14 protein-coding genes and 4 pseudogenes are annotated in these 18520 nt (G+C 38.9%); 9 read left to right on the forward strand and 9 right to left on the reverse strand.

The window, feature by feature from the left end; translation table 11 throughout:
• Positions 1-247 precede the first annotated feature (247 nt).
• The 4 genes from FTT74_RS12555 to FTT74_RS12570 all read right to left on the reverse strand — a co-directional run bounded on the left by FTT74_RS12555 (position 248) and on the right by FTT74_RS12570 (position 4926).
• Entirely contained in the window at positions 248-1573 is a 1326-nt protein-coding gene (locus FTT74_RS12555; protein WP_096902756.1) for an ISNCY family transposase, read from the reverse strand.
• 231 nt (positions 1574-1804) lie between these two features.
• The gene (locus tag FTT74_RS12560) at positions 1805-2749 is read right to left on the reverse strand and encodes a copper resistance protein B (protein WP_154320112.1); all 945 of its coding nucleotides are present in this window, start codon (positions 2747-2749) and stop codon (positions 1805-1807) included.
• Positions 2736-3074 (reverse strand): hypothetical protein, encoded by a 339-nt coding sequence (locus FTT74_RS12565; protein WP_004897649.1) that lies wholly within the window; start codon positions 3072-3074, stop codon positions 2736-2738. The genes FTT74_RS12560 and FTT74_RS12565 overlap by 14 nt, the downstream gene beginning before the upstream one ends.
• On the reverse strand, positions 3061-4926 hold the full coding sequence (locus FTT74_RS12570) for a copper resistance system multicopper oxidase (protein ID WP_104988058.1): 1866 nt from the start codon (positions 4924-4926) through the stop codon (positions 3061-3063). The genes FTT74_RS12565 and FTT74_RS12570 overlap by 14 nt, the downstream gene beginning before the upstream one ends.
• A gap of 1033 nt (positions 4927-5959) precedes the next feature.
• Here FTT74_RS12570 and FTT74_RS12575 point away from each other — a divergent pair.
• From FTT74_RS12575 to FTT74_RS12600, 6 genes and pseudogenes are all read left to right on the forward strand, one after another.
• Complete coding sequence (locus tag FTT74_RS12575; protein WP_225530251.1) at positions 5960-6373, forward strand: cation efflux protein, CzcI-like; 414 nt, start codon at positions 5960-5962, stop codon at positions 6371-6373.
• Between the two features lie 48 nt (positions 6374-6421).
• Positions 6422-7747: a TolC family protein gene (locus FTT74_RS12580; RefSeq protein WP_035269736.1), complete on the forward strand. Its 1326-nt coding sequence runs from the start codon at positions 6422-6424 to the stop codon at positions 7745-7747.
• A 1-nt stretch (position 7748) separates the two neighbouring features.
• Positions 7749-8978 (forward strand): efflux RND transporter periplasmic adaptor subunit, encoded by a 1230-nt coding sequence (locus FTT74_RS12585; protein WP_016658777.1) that lies wholly within the window; start codon positions 7749-7751, stop codon positions 8976-8978.
• Positions 8968-12108, forward strand: coding sequence for an efflux RND transporter permease subunit (locus FTT74_RS12590; RefSeq protein ID WP_096902762.1), 3141 nt, complete (start codon positions 8968-8970; stop codon positions 12106-12108). The genes FTT74_RS12585 and FTT74_RS12590 overlap by 11 nt, the downstream gene beginning before the upstream one ends.
• Before the next feature lie 86 nt (positions 12109-12194).
• Positions 12195-13094, forward strand: coding sequence for a cation diffusion facilitator family transporter (locus FTT74_RS12595; protein ID WP_005028603.1), 900 nt, complete (start codon positions 12195-12197; stop codon positions 13092-13094).
• A 183-nt stretch (positions 13095-13277) separates the two neighbouring features.
• Positions 13278-13607: pseudogene (locus FTT74_RS12600) on the forward strand (recombinase family protein); the annotation flags it as partial.
• Positions 13608-13682: 75 nt separating this feature from the next.
• On the opposite strand, the gene FTT74_RS12605 reads toward FTT74_RS12600, so the two are convergent.
• Together FTT74_RS12605 and FTT74_RS12610 are read right to left on the reverse strand one after the other, a co-directional pair.
• Positions 13683-14171: a GNAT family N-acetyltransferase gene (locus FTT74_RS12605; protein WP_004733307.1), complete on the reverse strand. Its 489-nt coding sequence runs from the start codon at positions 14169-14171 to the stop codon at positions 13683-13685.
• On the reverse strand, positions 14161-14427 hold the full coding sequence (locus FTT74_RS12610) for a DUF1778 domain-containing protein (protein WP_004733309.1): 267 nt from the start codon (positions 14425-14427) through the stop codon (positions 14161-14163). Before FTT74_RS12610 ends, FTT74_RS12605 begins: the two co-directional genes overlap by 11 nt.
• A 185-nt stretch (positions 14428-14612) precedes the next feature.
• On the opposite strand from FTT74_RS12610, the pseudogene FTT74_RS12615 reads away from it, so the two are divergent.
• Positions 14613-14876, forward strand: a pseudogene (locus FTT74_RS12615) (helix-turn-helix domain-containing protein); the annotation flags it as partial.
• A gap of 253 nt (positions 14877-15129) precedes the next feature.
• On the opposite strand, the gene FTT74_RS12620 reads toward FTT74_RS12615, so the two are convergent.
• Positions 15130-16698, reverse strand: coding sequence for an ATP-binding cassette domain-containing protein (locus FTT74_RS12620; protein ID WP_159124549.1), 1569 nt, complete (start codon positions 16696-16698; stop codon positions 15130-15132).
• 343 nt (positions 16699-17041) lie between these two features.
• Between FTT74_RS12620 and FTT74_RS12625 the strand changes: the two genes are divergently transcribed.
• Together FTT74_RS12625 and FTT74_RS12630 are read left to right on the forward strand one after the other, a co-directional pair.
• On the forward strand, positions 17042-17287 hold the full coding sequence (locus FTT74_RS12625) for a type II toxin-antitoxin system RelB/DinJ family antitoxin (RefSeq protein WP_000246755.1): 246 nt from the start codon (positions 17042-17044) through the stop codon (positions 17285-17287).
• Positions 17277-17569: pseudogene (locus FTT74_RS12630) on the forward strand (type II toxin-antitoxin system RelE/ParE family toxin). The gene FTT74_RS12625 and the pseudogene FTT74_RS12630 overlap by 11 nt, the downstream one beginning before the upstream one ends.
• A 127-nt stretch (positions 17570-17696) precedes the next feature.
• Here the strand turns inward: FTT74_RS12630 and FTT74_RS12635 are convergent.
• Positions 17697-18026: a four-helix bundle copper-binding protein gene (locus FTT74_RS12635; RefSeq protein WP_016658833.1), complete on the reverse strand. Its 330-nt coding sequence runs from the start codon at positions 18024-18026 to the stop codon at positions 17697-17699.
• Positions 18027-18391: 365 nt separating this feature from the next.
• Positions 18392-18520, reverse strand: a pseudogene (locus FTT74_RS12640) (IS1 family transposase); the annotation flags it as partial.

Consider the following 18520-nt stretch of genomic DNA (forward strand, 5'->3'; position numbering starts at 1 on the left):
TGGGGATAGTTTCGGATCCTGAAAGCCGATGAAATGGGCACTGATTGCCAAATTGATCGTTTTTTAATCAAATTTACTGGCAAAATATTACAGATCTGCTTAAAAACTCACCAACTTATTACAAAAGCCGATTTTTTGCTTTTTCTTAGTCATGGCTAAATTTTCAAGTGATTGATATTTATATTAATATACAAGTGTTGTTATTCCCAAGTAGAAATGTCCTACCTAATAACCAAATAGAAATGTCCTATATGGACATTTCCAAGTCAAGCACAGGATTTAGATTTCGTTGTTCAATCGCTGTTTTCTGTGCACGTCTGCTTGGCATCTTTTGAGAACGATTACGTTTGTTTTGCTGTTCCAGTTCTTCATGCTGTTGTTGGATATGATTCAGAACAGCACTCAACCGTTTATTCTCAACAATCTCTCGCTGATTCAGCTGACTTAATTTATCGAAGAGGCTGTAATTGATCTTTCGGCCATCATGCATGAGGGCTACAGTACCATCCGGGTATTCCAGGAACTCAAGATACTTACCGATCAACCTTTGATTTTCTTCGGTGTTTTCCAGGAGATATACGCATTTATCATAAGTAATCGTCAGGCTATTGGTGACTCTGCGGGGTTCACGCCAAGTAAAAATATCATCTAATTCTTCGGCTGTTTCAGTGATAGGCCGATGTAGATTCTTAGGATTAAAAGCCATCTTGGCGAACTTCTGATTGAACTGCTCAATGAAGCAGGGTAGCCAGGCATTAGCTTGCTCAATCGAACAGATGCCTTCCAAGCGCATTTCTTTGATCAGACGGTCCTGAAGCGTTCTATTCGCCCGTTCTACACGGCCTTTGGCCTGTGGTGAATTGGCGAAGATGATATCGATATTGAGGGTGCTGAGTACACGTCCAAACTGGGTAATCTTGGTGTCTTTCTTGCTGCTTTGATTCACTCTAAAGACTGAATGTTTGTCGCTGTAAAACGCTAAAGGCTTACCGTGCTGTTCGACATATAAACGTGTTGAAATCATATAGTCAAAGGTTGATTCTGATTCACAGAAGCGTAAATGCTGCAATTTTCCTGTCGCATCATCGATAAACACCAGCAAACAGCACTTAGCAGCGCGTCCTTCAAACCAGTCATGGTGTGAGCCATCAATTTGGATCAGTTCACCAAAGCAATCCCGGTTGTAACGAGGCTGATACGGGCGTTTCAGGCGCTTGGCGCGAGGAATCCACAGATCTGCTGCAATCATCCAGGAACGCAGTGTTTCAACTGAAATATCAAAGCCATGAACGGTGGTGAGCTTTTCATGCGCTAAAGTGGGTCCGAAACCATGGAATTGTTCAGCGACCAGATTGAGGCACTTGAGTCTGAGCTCTTCAGGAAGCCTGGAATTGCTGATTTGGCCACGTGCAGCATGGGCTAATGCAGTTGGACCTTGAGTTTTGTATTTTTGCAATAAACGTCTGATCTGACGTTCTGAAATATGAAGTAGCTGAGCAGCCTGGGGCTGGGTTATGCGTTGATCACAGATTTCTTGCAAGACCGACAATCGTTTAAGTTCTTTATCCGACATAGACACCAACATATCAAACCGTCCGCTAAGAAAATTGCAACAGCGCATATTCTAAAAGCGGACATTTTTACTTTGGAGAAACCGGACATTTCTATTTTGGAGTTACAAGTGTACTTCGTATAATATCCATTATGTTAAATGGAAGGAAGCAAAATAAGTTAACATTTTGCTTCCGGCCACATTAAGCTAGAGTTTTATTTAAATAAAGCTATTTAGTAATCATTAAATTAATTAAAATCTAAATCTAACACCAGCTCCATATAACCAACCTTTCTCAGAGTTTGATTCTATTTGCCACGACGTTTCATCATTACCTTTTGAATACTCATAGGCAATGTCGATATAAGGCATGATCTTTTTACTGATTTCATAGCGAGTTTCAAACCCTGCGGTTGCACTGCTTAAACCAGTTTTTTTCGCATATTTAGAGTCATCACTAAAGATAGCATCCAACTCTAAATAAGGTTGAATAATCAACTTTTGCGTAATCAGAAAATCACGTTCCGTTTCTAGGCTAAAGCCCGCATAATTGTCTTCTCCCGCATAGAGATAAGCATCAGTTTCAAAGAAATATGGCGCCATACCATGTAAGCCAATCACCGCATCAACATTTTCTTCGGTGTCTTTGCGATGATCATTGAGTTCAACTTTTTCACTACGATAACGTGCACCAATCTGTGCATCCCAAAAGTCTGAAATCATACGGCTATATAAAAGTTTGGCATCATAATGTGCATCATGCGATTCTTCTTTATCGGCATGAATTTTAATAAAAAGCTTATTTTCATCTGTGCCAATACGGGTTTCAAACTCTGACTTTAAATCACCTGTGCCATCTTCATTGACAAGCCACTTATTGTCCACTGTCGTAATCGCATAAATTTGCGCACCGTGTTCTGAGCGATGATCATAATGCGAACTCTGCTGAGCATTCGCATCTGGTACATGATGTAAATGATTAACCGTAGATGTTGCCTGATGTTGTGCCTGATTCATTTGGCTATGGTTCATTTGAGAGCGATCCATTTGCATCGGCTGATTTTGACTAGAAGATGTAGCAACTGTCATTTTTTCAGGCGCACTATGATCTTCACCATTATGTGCCAAACTCACTGCACTGACCATCAACAAAGAGCTTGCTAAAACAGTTTTAGAAAAAAGATTAATGGTGCGCATGTTGATCTCCTTTCTGTACTTTTTGATCTTGCTGTTTCTCTGTTGATTTGTGATGCATTGGCTGATGACCTGCATGTTGATGGTTCATCGGTGCTGAATGTGCAGCATGATTCATTTTCCCCATCATCTGCATGTGTTGTGCATGCTCTTGTGGAGAATGCTGTGAATGATCCATCTCAGACATCGCTTGATGATTCATTGATGGTACATTTTTTCCATCAGTCTGAGCAGTTGAATGATGCCCTTCGTGCGCCAAACTTAAGCTTGTTAAACTCAATACCGCAACAGAAAAAAACGCTTTAAATACAAAATTAGTGATGTGCATGTCCAGCTCCTTTTTGCTCAGTTACTTGGTGAGTTTGAGTCGAATTTGTACCTTGAATTGGCGTTGTAGACACTTGTTCATCGCTAACATTTGCCACGATCAACTTGTTCATCATTCCTGCACTCATGTGATACAACAAATGACAATGGATTGCCCATTCGCCCAACTCATCCGCAGTTAATAAAGCAGTGACTGTTTTACCCGGTGGTACAATCAATGTGTGTTTATTCGGCATATCTACCGACTCTTGACCATTCTCCAACTGCATAAACATGCCATGTAAATGCATGGGGTGCGCCATCATACTGTCATTAATAAATTTGATACGGATACGCTCGCCATACTTCACTTTTAATGGCTCAGCATCGCTGAATTTTTTACCGTTAATCGTCCAAATATAACGCTCCATAGTACCGCCCAAACGCACTACTAATTCACTGCTAGCTTCACGAGTATCTTTTTGCGGTTCTAAAGATTTTAAATCACTATATTGCAAGGCTTTATTGCCCGCAGGTGTAGATGCATTTGCCCAACCATAAACCACTTGATCATTTTCTTGTGGTTTTGCTGTGCCATGCTGTGAATGATCCATTTTCGAGTGATCCATGCCTTGCATATCGCCATGGTTCATTTTTGAATGATCCATTTTCGAGTGATCCATGCCTTGCATATCGCCATGGTTCATTTTTGAATGATCCATTTTCGAGTGATCCATGCCTTGCATATTGCCGTGGTTCATTTTCGAATGATCCATTCCTGCATGATCACCACCACCATGTCCCATATCTTCCATGGTCAAAAGTGAGCGTGGACGTGGTGCAGGCATATGAATGCCATGTGTCATAGGATTTAGTTCATTGTGCAGTGTACCAATCGCATAGCCTGAACGGTCAATTGACTCAGCTTCAATTTGATAATGTCCGCCTTTTGGCTCCACAATCACATCATAAGTTTCAGCTGTGCCAATACGAAACTCATCCACAGCAACAGGTTTTACAGGCTGACCATCAGCACTGACCACAGTCATTTTCAAGTTAGGAATACGGACATCGTAGAAAGACATCGCAGATGCATTCACAAAACGTAGGCGAATTTTTTCATTCGGTTTAAACATTCCTGTCCAATTTTGTTCAGGTGTTTTGCCATTAATGAGGAAGGTATAACCTGTAACATCCGACATGTCGGTTTTTAGCATACGCATCTGATTCCACATTTTGCGGTCAGACCATGTCGCTTTTATGCCATCACGTTTAACCTGCTTCCAAACATCACCCAAGGTTTCACGCTGATCTTGATAATATTCAGCTGAAATTTTAAGATCTTTCTGAATTTGATCACTGGTTTTTTCATGAAAATCTGACAACATCACCACATAGTCACGTTCAGCTTTTTCATGTGCTGCCAATGGTGTTTTACCTTTTGGATAAATCACAAAAGAACCATATAAGCCGTCCTGTTCCTGTCCTTTAGAATGAGCGTGATACCAATAAGTCCCGCTTTGGCGAATCTTGAATTTATAAACATACTCGCTTTGAGGCTTAATACCGTTAAAACCATTAAATCCCGGTACACCATCCATAATGCCCGGCAACAACAGTCCGTGCCAATGAATAGAAGAATCTTGGTTTTTTAAATTATTTTTCACGCGAATGATGGCTTCATCACCCTCTTCAAACTCAAGCAAAGGCGCAGGAAATTGACCATTTACGGTAATGCGCTTTACAGGCTTTCCAGTTGGGCTGACCACTGCTTCATCAATAACAAGCTGATATTCACGCACTTCGGCAAAAACCAAAGGCGACGATGCAAAACAAATACCTGCTAATAGGTACGAACTAATTTTATGAGACATAACTTAACCTTAATTTTTGAAAAATAAATAAATTTTAAAAAAAATGGTTAAGTTTTAGGAGGACGTGAAATTTCTTGCCAATACCCATTTAGATATTGGTTGGGGTAATAAAAATTAGGCTGATCTATAGAATAGAAGGTATCTAGGGGATCTAGCGAGCTTTGCAAAGAATGAAGACATGAGATCTGTGTCTGGCAGGATAAGCTAGAACATTCCTGACACTTTTTGTGATCTATATTCTGATTAAGAGCTAAATGATTATGGCAATCGGTATTCGTCTGTACTTCGTGATTAATACCATGTTGAGTGACTTGCTGTGCTTGATCTAAACAATGATCTTGGCTCATTTCAGTTTGCATATTGATATGCATTATCTTTACTGATGCAACAGACACACTACTCCATCCTATGGCAAAAACCATAAGAAAACAAAACCAAAGTTTTTTGGAGAGATGAGTCAACACGAATGCTATCTAGGAATAGAATTTAATCCAAAATATCTTAACGGAATTTCAAATATTTACAACCCAATATAATTTAGTAGTTTCTCTAAAATTAACATAATACACGTTATGCGAAATTAGAAAAATGAGTTTATTGCACTGATATTTATCTGTTTTTTAAATTTTAGACCTGGGTTGGTGCCCAGGTTTTTTTATTGCGTATAACAGCCATGATGTTAAATAGTTCTCTTTTTAGATAAATATTCATGTTTTCAATACATGCTAATTAGAGATTTTGAACTCAAGCAATTCTATAAAATTTTAACTTATGTGTACCTCTACTTTTAACTTCGGTTATTTATGGGAGGATTACCGGTGGCCTAACTTAAATAAAAAGTCTCCGACAAACCCGGTACGGTTCACTATCTATTGTTATTCTTACCTGAAATTGATGTGAGCTTATAGAGACAAGGTAAATTTGCAAAAGTGCCGGCTATTCAGTGTTCATTGAATGTTTAATTTAATTTATTAAGCTTGACCTTGGAGTGGCTCTAAGCCTTATACTTGGTACAAATTTTTCGATTGTTATGATGATGCGTTCTACTACATGGATTACAGTCTTGGTTGGATTGTTCATGTTCCAAAGCTTTTGGAATGTGGCGGCGGCCTTTTGTGTCCATGAACAACAGCCTCAATCACAGCAGAGTTATCATTTTGGTCATCACCAAAATACCTTGTGTGCCAGCGATAGTCGTCAACACGATCATAATGGACAGTCAGAAAACATAAAAACATTCAGTAGCGATTTAGAAATCGGTGAAGATCATCAAGATCATCTACCATCGATGACGCATTTGATTGTACAAAATGAAAAAGTAGATGTGTTTCATCCAAGCTCTGAAGTTAAAGTGAATCCACAATTTCATTGGAAAAACAGCTATCAGGCTCCTGACCTGTTTCAACAAAGCCCACCTCCCGAATTTTCCCCGCTCATGGTGGGGTAGCCTAAAACATTCCCACCACTTTTATTATTTAAATAAGTGGGAAAAATCATGTCTTCACAATCAATTATACTCTTGCGTCATAGCTTGGTTGCTTGTATATGTGCAGCGGCTATGCAATATAGCTATGCTGAAAACGTTACCAGCTTTGAATCCGCTTTAGCAAAAGTACAAAGTTACCAGACTCAAGACAAGCTGTGGCAACAAGTTCAGCAAATATCTGAATTGAATATTCAGCAAAGTCGGTTATGGCAGAATCCAAGTATAAGTTTAGAACAGTCTGGCTTTGGCTCAGGTCAAGAACAGGAATTCAATGTTGGCGTTAGTCAACCTCTAGATCTATTTGGTCAGCGTAAGCTGAACCGGGTGATTGCCAATACCTCGAATCAACAAATCCAATTGCAACAGCAATTATGGAAGGCACAAAGCCAACTGATTGTTAAATTTGCATGGTCGCAATTTGCACTTGCTGAGGTTGAGCAGTCTGCTTATTCAGTACAGTTAAAAACAAGTAAAGCCAATCTGGACAGTGCCCAGAAACGCTATCAGGCAGGCAGTATTGCCCTGGTTGATTTTGAGCGTACCCAAATTGAAGCGCTAGAAATCCAACGACTTTATCAGCAAGCGATGCTGAATAAACAAGCTGCCGGTCGTCAGCTGTCTAATTTGTGGGGGGGAGAAACATCTTCACATCTTCAATTGAATAAAACCGCTATCCCTTGGCCAGAGCAAAGTCTCCAAACTGTGCAACGGTATATTGCTGAAGGGTGGCTAGAAAAATTCTATGCCTTGAACATTCAGCAATCGGATCATCAAATTGAAAATTTAAGAATTCAGGCACGTCCCAATCCGACTTTAAATGTAGGCATGAAACGTAGCAAAACCCCTAATGAAAGCAACGATACGACTTTGGCAATCGGCGTGGCTATTCCACTGAATATTTTCAACCGCCAGCAATATGCGATCCCGATGGTCCAGCAACAGCAAATATTGCTGAACCAACAGCAGCAGCGTGAGCTGAAGCAACAAATACTCAATATTGCCAACAGCATGCATCAGCTCAAAGGTTTACGTAGCCAGTTCGATGCCACAACAGCACAAGTTACTTTGGCGACCAAAGTTCAGAGCCGTACTTTACAAGGGTTTCAGGCAGGGAAACTGTCCATTACCGACGTTCAACAAGCAACCACCCAACTGCAGAATCTTCGATTGGGTCAATTACAAATTCTACGTCAAGCTTGGCAAACTGCCCTCGCAGCTGAGGCACTCAGTATTGGCACAAGTTATGAAGAAATTAGCCGTTCGGATGCCTATACACAACTGAATAAAAAGGCAGTCGAAGCATCGCAAAATTTAATCAATGGGGGAGCACGATAAAATGAACGCCAAGCAAAACGGAAAAATATCCCAGTCTCTCATGATTGCAATTTTGATTCTGATTACGGTCTTGGTCAGTCTGGTTATTTGGTTAAGTTCAAAAAAAACTGAATCTGAGGGGCATGGTCATGATGAGGGAAATGCCGAACATTCTGATGAAGATAGTTCTGAAGAAGGACATGCTGAAGAAGGCGAAATACAACTGACCAGCCAACAAATGGTTGAACAAGGTTTAAAAGTTGCTGTTGCATCCACAGGATTGGTTGAAAAGCTGACAACCCTGCCAGGTAAATTGGTGGTGAATACCGATCAACAAGCGCATATATCGCCTAATTTTAGTGGTCATGTCGAGCAGGTCAATGTGGCTTTAGGACAGAGCGTGCAAAAAGGACAAACGCTGGCTGTACTAATCGTGCCTGAACTGATCGACCAACAGGCAAATCTGCGTATGGCACAGGTGAATCTGGATTTGGCCCGTAAAGATTACCAGCGCGAACAGCAACTCTGGTCACAGGGGATTTCTGCCAAACAGGATTACCAGCGTGCCGAAAATGCCTACCGTCAAGCGCAGATTACTGTCCAGTCCTCACAAGCACGTTTAAATGCATTAGGTGCAAGTGGCAATAACAATGGGCGTTTTCTGATTAAAGCACCGATCTCTGGGGTGATCAGTCAAAAAGATATTGTGGTCGGTGAAAATGTGCAACTGGCTAATCAGCTCTTTGTCATTGAACAGCTGAAAGATTTATGGCTTGAGTTTAATTTGCCGAATCAATTCTCAGGTCAACTGCAAGCCGGGCAAAAAATTGACTTTAAAGTGAATGATTCAGATCAAATCTATAAAGCTACTGTACAAAGCTTAACCTCTCAGGCAGATGTACAAACAGGGCGTCTGGTGGTGCGCGCAAAACTCGATGCGCAAGCTACTGAGTTGCGTTCTAATGTGCTAGTGAGAGTGTTGATTCCGGAAGCTACAGCAAAATCAGCCCTTCGGATTCAAAAGTCTGCGCTGCAAAGTATTGAAGGTGAAGACAGTATTTTCATCGTAGATTCAGAACAAAAAGGTCAAGTCCACTTAAAAGCACAGAAAGTGCAATTGGGGCAGGCTTCAAGTGATGGACAATGGCTTGAAGTGATTTCTGGGCTGACTGAAGGGCAGAAGTATATCGCTCAAGGCAGTTTCTTGTTGAAATCTGAATTAGAAAAAGACGAGGCAGGCCATGAACATTAATTCTGATCTGCCAAAACCAGAAGGTTTATTCGAACGAATCATTCAGTTTTCCATACAAAATGCGATTTGGGTGTTGCTCTTTGTCTGTACCTGGATTGCGGTCGGGGTGTATAGCTATCAGAAACTCCCGATTGATGCTGTACCCGATATTACCAATACCCAAGTCCAGATTAATACTCAAGCCAAGGGTTTTACTGCGCTTGAAGTCGAACAGCGGATTACCTATCCCATTGAAAATGCCATGGCTGGCATTCCGGATCTGGAGCTTACCCGTTCCATATCCCGTTATGGACTCTCTCAAGTCACCATTGTCTTTAAAGATGGGACTGATATTTATTGGGCCCGTCAGCAGATTAACCAACGGATACAGGAGGCGCAATCTGAGTTGCCTGCACAAATCGCACCGACGATGTCCCCCGTTTCTACGGGTCTCGGTGAGATTTATCAATGGGTACTGAAGGCAGATCCGAATGCGAAAAAGCCGGATGGAACTGCATACACGCCGATGGATTTGCGTGAGATTCAGGACTGGATTGTGCGTCCTCAACTGCAACGTGTTAAGGGAGTTGCAGAGGTCAACAGTATTGGTGGTTTTGAAAAAACCTATGTGGTCTCTCCCGATTTAAACCGGATGCAGCAACTGAATATCTCATTAGAACAACTGCAACAGGCTTTAGCGCAAAATAATGAGAACCGAGGTGCAGGTTATATTGAAGACAATGGTCAGCAACTGACGGTACGTGTACCGGGTACATTCAATGGGCTTTCTGATATTGAGAACACCATGCTGGGTAGCCCAAATGGCAGCCCAATTCGGGTTGGTGATATTGCGCAAGTCTCTATTGGGCATGATTTAAGAACCGGTGGGGCAACCTATAACGGCAAAGAAACCGTTTTAGGGATTGCCATGATGGCGATGGGTGGAAATAGCCGGACTGTTTCTAAAGCTGTGGATGCCAAGCTTCAAGATATTCAGAATAGTTTGCCTAAAGGGGTAGTGATTGAAACGGTGTACGACCGTACTACCTTGGTTGAGAAGGCGATTAAAACCGTTCAGAAAAACTTGGTAGAGGGAGCAATCCTGGTCATCATCATTCTGTTCCTGTTTTTAGGGAATATCCGTGCTGCCTTGATTACTGCCTGTGTCATTCCACTCTCTATGCTGTTTACCTTAACCGGGATGGCACAGAAAAATATCAGTGCCAATCTGATGAGTTTAGGTGCACTCGATTTCGGCATCATTGTCGATGGTGCTGTGGTGATTGTCGAAAACTGTATCCGGCGTTTAGCCCATACACAGCAACTGTTAAAACGACCTCTCACACAAAGTGAACGCTTTAAGGAAGTTTTTCTGGCTGCCCGCCAAGCACGTCGTCCTCTTATTTTTGGTCAGCTTATTATTTTGGTGGTGTATTTGCCGATTTTTGCTTTAAGTGGTGTAGAAGCAAAACTATTTCATCCGATGGCTTTAACCGTTGTTCTCGCACTGGTGGCAGCTATTATTTTATCGATCACCTTTGTGCCCGCTGCAGTTGCTTTATGGGTTAAAGGGGAGATCAAAGAAACGGAAAGCCGTTGGATGATCTGGCTCAAAACCCGATATCAACAGATATTGGATGGAGCCTATCATTACAAAGCGGTGGTTTTAACTTTTGCCATTTGTCTCTTGGTCATTACGGGTCTGCTCAGCACGAAGATTGGCAGTGAGTTTGCACCCCAGCTGAGTGAAGGTGATTTTGCGGTACAGCAATTACGTTCTCCAAGCACAGGCTTGGAAGAGTCTTTACGTATTCAGGAAAATACCGAAAAGCTTTTACTGAAAAACTTTCCCGAAATTAAAGCTATATTTGCCCGTACCGGGACTGCTGAAGTGGCGACAGATGTGATGCCACCGAATATTTCCGATGGTTATATCATGCTGAAACCACGTGAGGAATGGCCAGATTCAAAAGAAAGCCTAGATGCACTTCGAACCCGAATGGAAGCTTATCTTGCGACAATTCCCGGCAATAACAGTGAGTTTTCTCAGCCTATTGAGCTACGTTTTAATGAACTGATTTCAGGTATACGCAGTGATGTGGGGGTGAAGGTTTTTGGTGATGACATGCAGGTTTTGAATACTGAGGCTGCAAAAATCGCGAAAATCATTCAGCAAGTCGCAGGTAGCAGTGCGGTGAAAGTTGAACAAACTTCGGGTCTGCCTTTACTCAATGTAGAGATTGATAAAGCTTTAGCTGCCCAGTATGGCTTGAGTGTGAAATCTATTCAGGATGTGGTGGCTGCAAGTATTGGTGGACAAAGCGTGGGAGAGATTTTAGAAGGCGATCGTCGTTTTGATTTTGTTATCCGTCTTGGAGAGCAAGACCGTAGTGTCGCATCTGTTTCCCAGTTACCTATTCAGCTTCCAAATGGTGGCAGTATTTTATTGTCGGATGTCGCGCAAGTCTCGACCATTGAAGGAATCAACCAAGTCAGTCGAGAAAATGGTAAACGCCGAGTTGTGGTTACAACGAATGTTGAAGGGCGTGATTTAGGGTCTTTTGTTTCTGATGTACAGACACAGCTCAAAGCATACACTTTGCCAAGTGGTTATTGGATAGAATATGGCGGTCAGTTTGAAAATTTGGCTTCAGCCAAAGCACGGATGCAAATCGTGATTCCACTGGCTTTAATCACTATCTTTATTTTACTGATGGCGGTCTTTCACAATGTCAAAGAAAGTCTATTGGTCTTTACCGGGGTACCCTTTGCCTTGACCGGTGGTGTGCTGTTCCTTTGGCTAAGGGATATTCCATTATCGATGTCAGCTGGAATTGGCTTTATTGCCTTATCTGGTGTTGCAGTCCTCAATGGACTGGTAATGCTGACCTTTATTAAGGAATTAAGGGACAAATATCCAGTGCATAAAGCCGTGTGGCAAGGGGCTATTTTGCGCTTAAGACCAGTGTTGATGACAGCTTGTGTGGCTTCACTGGGTTTTGTACCAATGGCGCTGGCAACCGGAACAGGGGCTGAGGTTCAACGGCCACTGGCAACCGTAGTGATTGGCGGGATTATCTCTTCAACATTACTAACTTTGGTGCTGTTACCCGTGCTTTATCGTTGGATAAATGAAAAGAAAGTTTCTTAATCCAATAGATTAGTCGATTTACAGCAGAGATATTGGCTGTTATCCAATATCTCTGCTCATCATAAATAGAATAAGGAAAATATTTTATGTCAGAACATCATGATCATAGCCATGCGGTTGTTACTGAAGAAAATAGTAAGAAGTTAATGGTTGCCTTAGGTTTAACGACTACTTTTTTAATAGTAGAAGTTGTCGCTGCTTTTATTACCCAAAGTTTGGCTTTGTTATCTGATGCAGCTCATATGTTTACTGATGTAGCCGCTTTAGCTATTGCTCTTGCCGCTATCAAAATTGGTAAAAAAGCCGCAGATGATAAAAGAACTTTTGGCTATCAGCGATTTGAAATTTTAGCGGCTCTGTTTAATGCGGTGATGCTTTTTGTGGTAGCAATATATATTGTATATGAAGCTTATCAACGTTTTACGAATCCTGCTGAAATTCAAAGTGTTGGAATGATGATTGTCGCGGTCATTGGTTTGGTCATAAATTTGATTTCAATGAAAATCCTTTCTGCTAGTGCTGAAGGAAGTCTAAATATAAAAGGTGCATATTTAGAAGTTCTTAGTGATGCTCTAGGATCGATAGGCGTGATTATCGGAGGAATAGTTATTTATTTTACCCAGTGGATGTGGGTTGATACCGTAATCGCTGTGTTAATTGGCTTCTGGGTCTTACCTCGAACTTGGATTTTATTAAAACAAAGTATTCATATTCTGCTTGAAGGAGTTCCTGATGAGATTGATATTGAGTCGTTAAGAAATGATTTATTGAAGCTAGAGGGCGTTGAAGGGATTCATCAGTTGAAAGTCTGGGCTATATCCTCAAGAAATATTCATTTAACTGCTCATTTGGTTGCTCCGAATAGCAATACAGATCAACTCTATCAAAAGGCCTTAGAAGTTCTAAAACATAATCATAATATTACTGAAATTACGTTACAAATAGAAAATACGAAATGTAATACATTGAACCAACATAAACACTAATTTGGACTTTAGTCTTCATATAGATGTTTTGTGTAACTTTAAAGTATACCCTAAAGTTACACTGTGAAAGCTGTAAAATACATGTCTCATTTAAATGAAATTCATACATACGTTACATGTAACTTTTAAGATTAAGATTCATTAGTTACAATAAGCAGAAATAGTCATCTAGTAGATAACAATATGAAAGGTCATAAAGTTGGATATGTCAGAGTCAGCTCTATTGACCAAAATATTGGACGCCAACTTGAGGGAATTGAAGTAGACCGATTATTTGTCGATAAAGCTTCAGGAAAAAATACAGCCCGTCCTAAATTTCAGGAAATGCTCAGCTATGTCCGTGAAGGTGACATGATTGTTGTGCACTCTATGGATCGCTTCGCTAGGAGTCTTAAAGATTTAGTGACTGAGGTTGATCAGCTTGTAAAAAGGGGAGTGGCTATTCAGTTTGTGAAAGAGAATATTACATTTACGGCTCAGGCCACCCCGATGGATAATTTGATGTTGCAACTTGCAGATTATTGGATAAATCAGCCACTAATTCCTGTAAGCAGTTTACCAGTCACTCCTATTGCTAGTAGACCACTTTCAATTGAAACTAGGTATTTCACTCACTGGGTATATTAATGTTAATGGATTTGATGTTAATGAAATAAAGCCGAAACGCTGATAAAACTCCATCGCTTTTTTATCTTTAGCATGTATTACAACAAAATTAACACCAATAATTTGAGCAACTGTTGAAACTTGTTTAAGAGCATGGGCTAAAAGCACTTTCCCAATTCCTCGCCCCTGAACGGTTTGATCAACGGCAAAGCGACCTACAACTACACAAGGGAGCGGATAACGAGGTAATCGTTTAGTAAGCACAGTATCAACTACATCAAATCCTATGGATGTGCTGGATAAACAATAAAACCCTCTCACTTGTAGATCATCATCAATAGCAACATACGTTTTACTTGTTCCTGATTTCTGATGTTGGGATGCATACTGTTTTATGAATTTATTTAAATCATCTTGCCCGCAATTAAATGATTTTTTCTGATGATGGGCTTGTAAAACCTCAATTTTCATCTAATAAACTCATTAATTTTTTCATCTCATCATTTGCAGGGCGTGGGTTCTCAAGTATGTTCATTAACATATCTCGATCAGCATTATTTACTTTTAACTCATAATTAGATTTAAGTAATTCTTTTGCTCTTTCAAATGAGGATTGAAGCATAAAGGAACTTACACTGAGTCCCAATAAATTCGCAGCTTGTTCAATTACATTTTTTGCATCTACTGTTGAACGAATATTAATTCGTTCCGTTGCTAAGTTAGTCATATCCCACCCAACAAGTACATCAATTTGATGTACAAATTATAGCAGATTAAGATTGTGCTTCAAGATTCAAATTTGGATATTTTGTTTTGAATTATTTGAATAGAAAATCAATGGCCTACTACTATCCAAAATGAGTGGCAGGATTTGAATAAGAATAACTGGTAGGTTTACATAAGAATACTCAGCAACTTATGGGGGCTTTTGCCCAATTTGAACGAGAGATTATTTTAGAGCGCCAAAAAGAAGGGATTAAGATTGCAGCGGCTCAAGGTAAATATAAAGGTCGAGTCCATAAGTTAAATCAAGAGCAGGCTGAAGCTTTACGACACGCCTGGAAAGAAGGGAAATATCCATCGAAAGTCGATTTAGCTAAAGCTTTTGGTATTAGCAGACAGGCTGTCTATCGCTATTTGAAAAATGAAAATGTCATCGATAGACTTTATATTTGAAGCAACAGAAGACCTAAAGGGCTTTACTGGTATCCATTGATTGTTCAGCAACATTAAATAAAACCGTGGAACATTGATCAAAGAATAGGCGTGGAACGTGAACAATCATAAAAAAAGCCCATTCGAGGGTGAGTGGGCTATAAAACTGAAATCAACACATTGAATTATAACACAATTTAAAAAGTATTGCGTATAAGGTGTATTATGTTAATTTTAGTAGAACTAATAAATCTATATATTTGAAAATGTCATTTTACTCAATTAAATACTCTTCAGATATTTCACACTGTTCAACAAAAAAATGATCATGTGAAACTAAAATTACAGCGCCCTGATATTGGCTAATAGCCTGCGATAGAAGCTCTCTAGACTCAATATCTAAATGATTTTCTGGTTCATCAAGCAATAATAAATCAATACCATCAGGATAGTGACTCATTGCTAATAATGCGACTTTCAATTTTTCACCACCACTCAGTTCTGATAGTTTTAATAAAGCTTTTTCACGACGAATACGTAACTGACCTAACAAATTTCTCCACTCAACTTCAGTAAGATTGGAGTTATAAAGTGCAAGGTTTTCGATTACGGATAAATCATTATTTAATAAACTAAAGTTTTGATCTAAATACAAACATGTTCCACTAAAGAAAATATCATCACGTTGATGGGTAGAAATCAATTTCAATAAGGTTGATTTACCAATTCCATTAGCACCTTTAAGATGGATTTTTTCGCCAGCTTTCAATGCAAAATTAATTTTATTTGTTGCTGTATGGGGTAGCTTTAAATCATGAATTCTTAAAATCTCTCCTTGCTTCGTACTCTGTAAGTGGAATTCAAACTTCTGAGCTTTGATTTTTTCTACAATGGTCTGCCTATTAATCAGACTATTTTTCAAATCATCAGTTTGTCGAGTTTGTTGGGCACGTAGCTTACCTAAGCTTTGTCCAGCATTTTCCTTTTTGAAATCTAGAAAAATCTTTGCTTGAGAATTAGAATCACGAAGTTCATTGCCTTTAGATTGACGTTTATTCGCTTTCATTAAGCTATCATGTTGCCGTTGTTTTAACTGCTTTAATTCTTTTTTCTCATTATTAATAGACTGAGTTAATGCATCCATGTGTAGCTGATGCTGTTGAATGTAATGCTCATAATTACCTTTGTAGTGTTGTAAGCCTAATTCAGTTAAAGCATAAATATGTTGGACTTGATTGAGTAATTGGCGATCATGACTAATCAGGCATACACCACTAGGGTGTGCCAAAATACTCTCAATTAACCATTGTCTAGATGTTGAGTCTAAATGGTTGCTTGGTTCATCTAAAAGTAGATAGTGATCCTTTTTTAAAAACAAACGACATAAAGCCAGCTTTGTTTTTTGTCCTTCACTCAGTTTTTCTGTTGGAAAGTTCAAATCCGTAGGTAAGTCAGCATTTTCAAGTATATTTTGCCATTTTTGTGGTAAATCCCAGGTATTTTCAACTAACTCATAATCATCAAAACTAGCTGTATTGTTCTCTATACGCCGAAAAGCATGATGTAAATGATCTACCTCTAATGCTTGTGCAATATTTTCAGCATTAAGGCGTTCTAATTGTGCCAAATAATCATGTTGGATATTCCATGAAACTTGACCACTATAATGAATATCTAAAGCTTGGCTTTGATCTAATATTCTGAACAATAGGGATTTACCTAAACCATTACGTCCAATTAATGCAGAAACCTGTCCTGATAAAAGCGTAATGTTTAGCTGATCAAACATTTTCTGTGTAGAAAATTCTAAATTTAAGTTTGAAGCAATACATGCATGTTGCATAAAAAATTCCTCATGTAGAGGATATGCAAAATAGTGAAGATTAACTTATAAAAAACAATATATTATTTAGGATATAAAGTAGAGACCAAGAATATATAGCCACAAGTAGAATCTATTTTGCACATCAAAAGTTTAAAAATAATGATGAGAAAATGACTTACTTCATTGGCGTTACTCTTGGGAGGATGATTTGAATAAGGTTATTTTATAATGATAAGACAATCTGTCAAGCTTGTACTAAAGCTTCTAAAAGTTATTTAACATAATGGCTGTTATGCGAAGTCGACTTGTAATGCAATTTGCATTACAATATTCCTAGTACATTAAATACTTGGGAAATATGATGGCTACTGTTAACTTCAGGATCGATGAAGCCCTTAAAGAAAAATCTTATTCAATCCTTAAAGAGCAAGGTATTGCACCTACTGATTTCTTCACTAGTATTCTTGAGTATGTTGCTACGACTGGGAAACTGCCTGTCAAAAAAGCTTTGCTTTCGGAAGAAGATGAAGAATTATTAGCTCTTGTCCGTAAGCGCATTAATGATCCTAAAGAGATGTTTGAGGAAGTCACATTAGATGACTTATAAGCTTTTACGTCACAAGGACTTTACAGCAGAATGGGAAAACTCCCTGTTGCTATACGAGATCAATTTAAAAAGAAACTAGCCAAAGTCATAGAGCAGCCACATATTCCAAAGAATATGCTTAGAGGCGATCTTGCAGGTTGCTATAAAATCAAATTATTAAAAGCTGGTGTCCGACTTGTCTATCAAGTTAAAGATGATCAGGTAGTTATCCTGCTCATTACCGTCGGAAAACGAGCTGATAGCATAGTTTATGACGAAGCGAAAAAGCGAATTAAAGACTAAAAATGGGAGCTTAAAGCTCCCATTTTTGGCTTCGTATAAGGTGTATTATGTTAATTTTAGGAAAGGCTCTAGACTAGCAGAATGATTATGTTAGTCTAGAGCATATAATTAACATTATTGAAGTATTTTACATGGCAATTTTTCGACATTCTTCTGCACACTGACGGCAAGCCTCAGCACATTTTTTACAATGATCATGTGAATGTTTTTCACACTCTTCCGCACAATATTCACAGATCTTAGCACAAAGCTCACAAATCTCTTTGAGGAAAGGTGAGTTATGTTGTTGCATACGCACACATAACTGACAAATATCTGCACATTCTAGACAACGTTGAATACATTCACGCATCATCTCTAAATCTTTTTCTTTTAAACAAGAAGTTGCACATTCAGTACAAATAAGTGAACAGTTTGTACATGCAGAAATACACTTTGAAAATTCCGTATTAATCATTTTTTACTCTCAACTTATATAATCAAAGAAATAATTAAAACATAATTTTTTTCTACTAATTATTTTAAATTATTAGTAAATGTAATACATAATGTTAATTTATATGAATAATGTTAATTTTAACTAAATCTTATTTATATTCCAAATTATTAAAAAACAGTTTTTAATTAGGATAGATGATCAAGTATCAAAAGCAGCTATTCTTAAAATAACTGCAATAATTTTATCACTTTAAAAATAGATTTTCCCTCTATTTAACATAATGGCTGTTATACGAAACGAGAGTGTTAGAACCCATTTAAAGTGTCTATATTCTCACCAATAAAAATGTCCGGTTTCTCCGAGGTAAAATATGACTTTTGAACAAAAATAAGCCATTGTTTATTCTTTTTATTTCCAACAAAATTCCAGAACTCATCTACTTCGAGAGATTCATAATGACTTTGCTGAGGCTGAATTTCATAGGTTGATTCAGTTAAAGTACGTAAAACTTT

Source organism: Acinetobacter sp. YH01007 (assembly GCF_013420425.1).
Taxonomy (GTDB): domain Bacteria; phylum Pseudomonadota; class Gammaproteobacteria; order Pseudomonadales; family Moraxellaceae; genus Acinetobacter; species Acinetobacter towneri.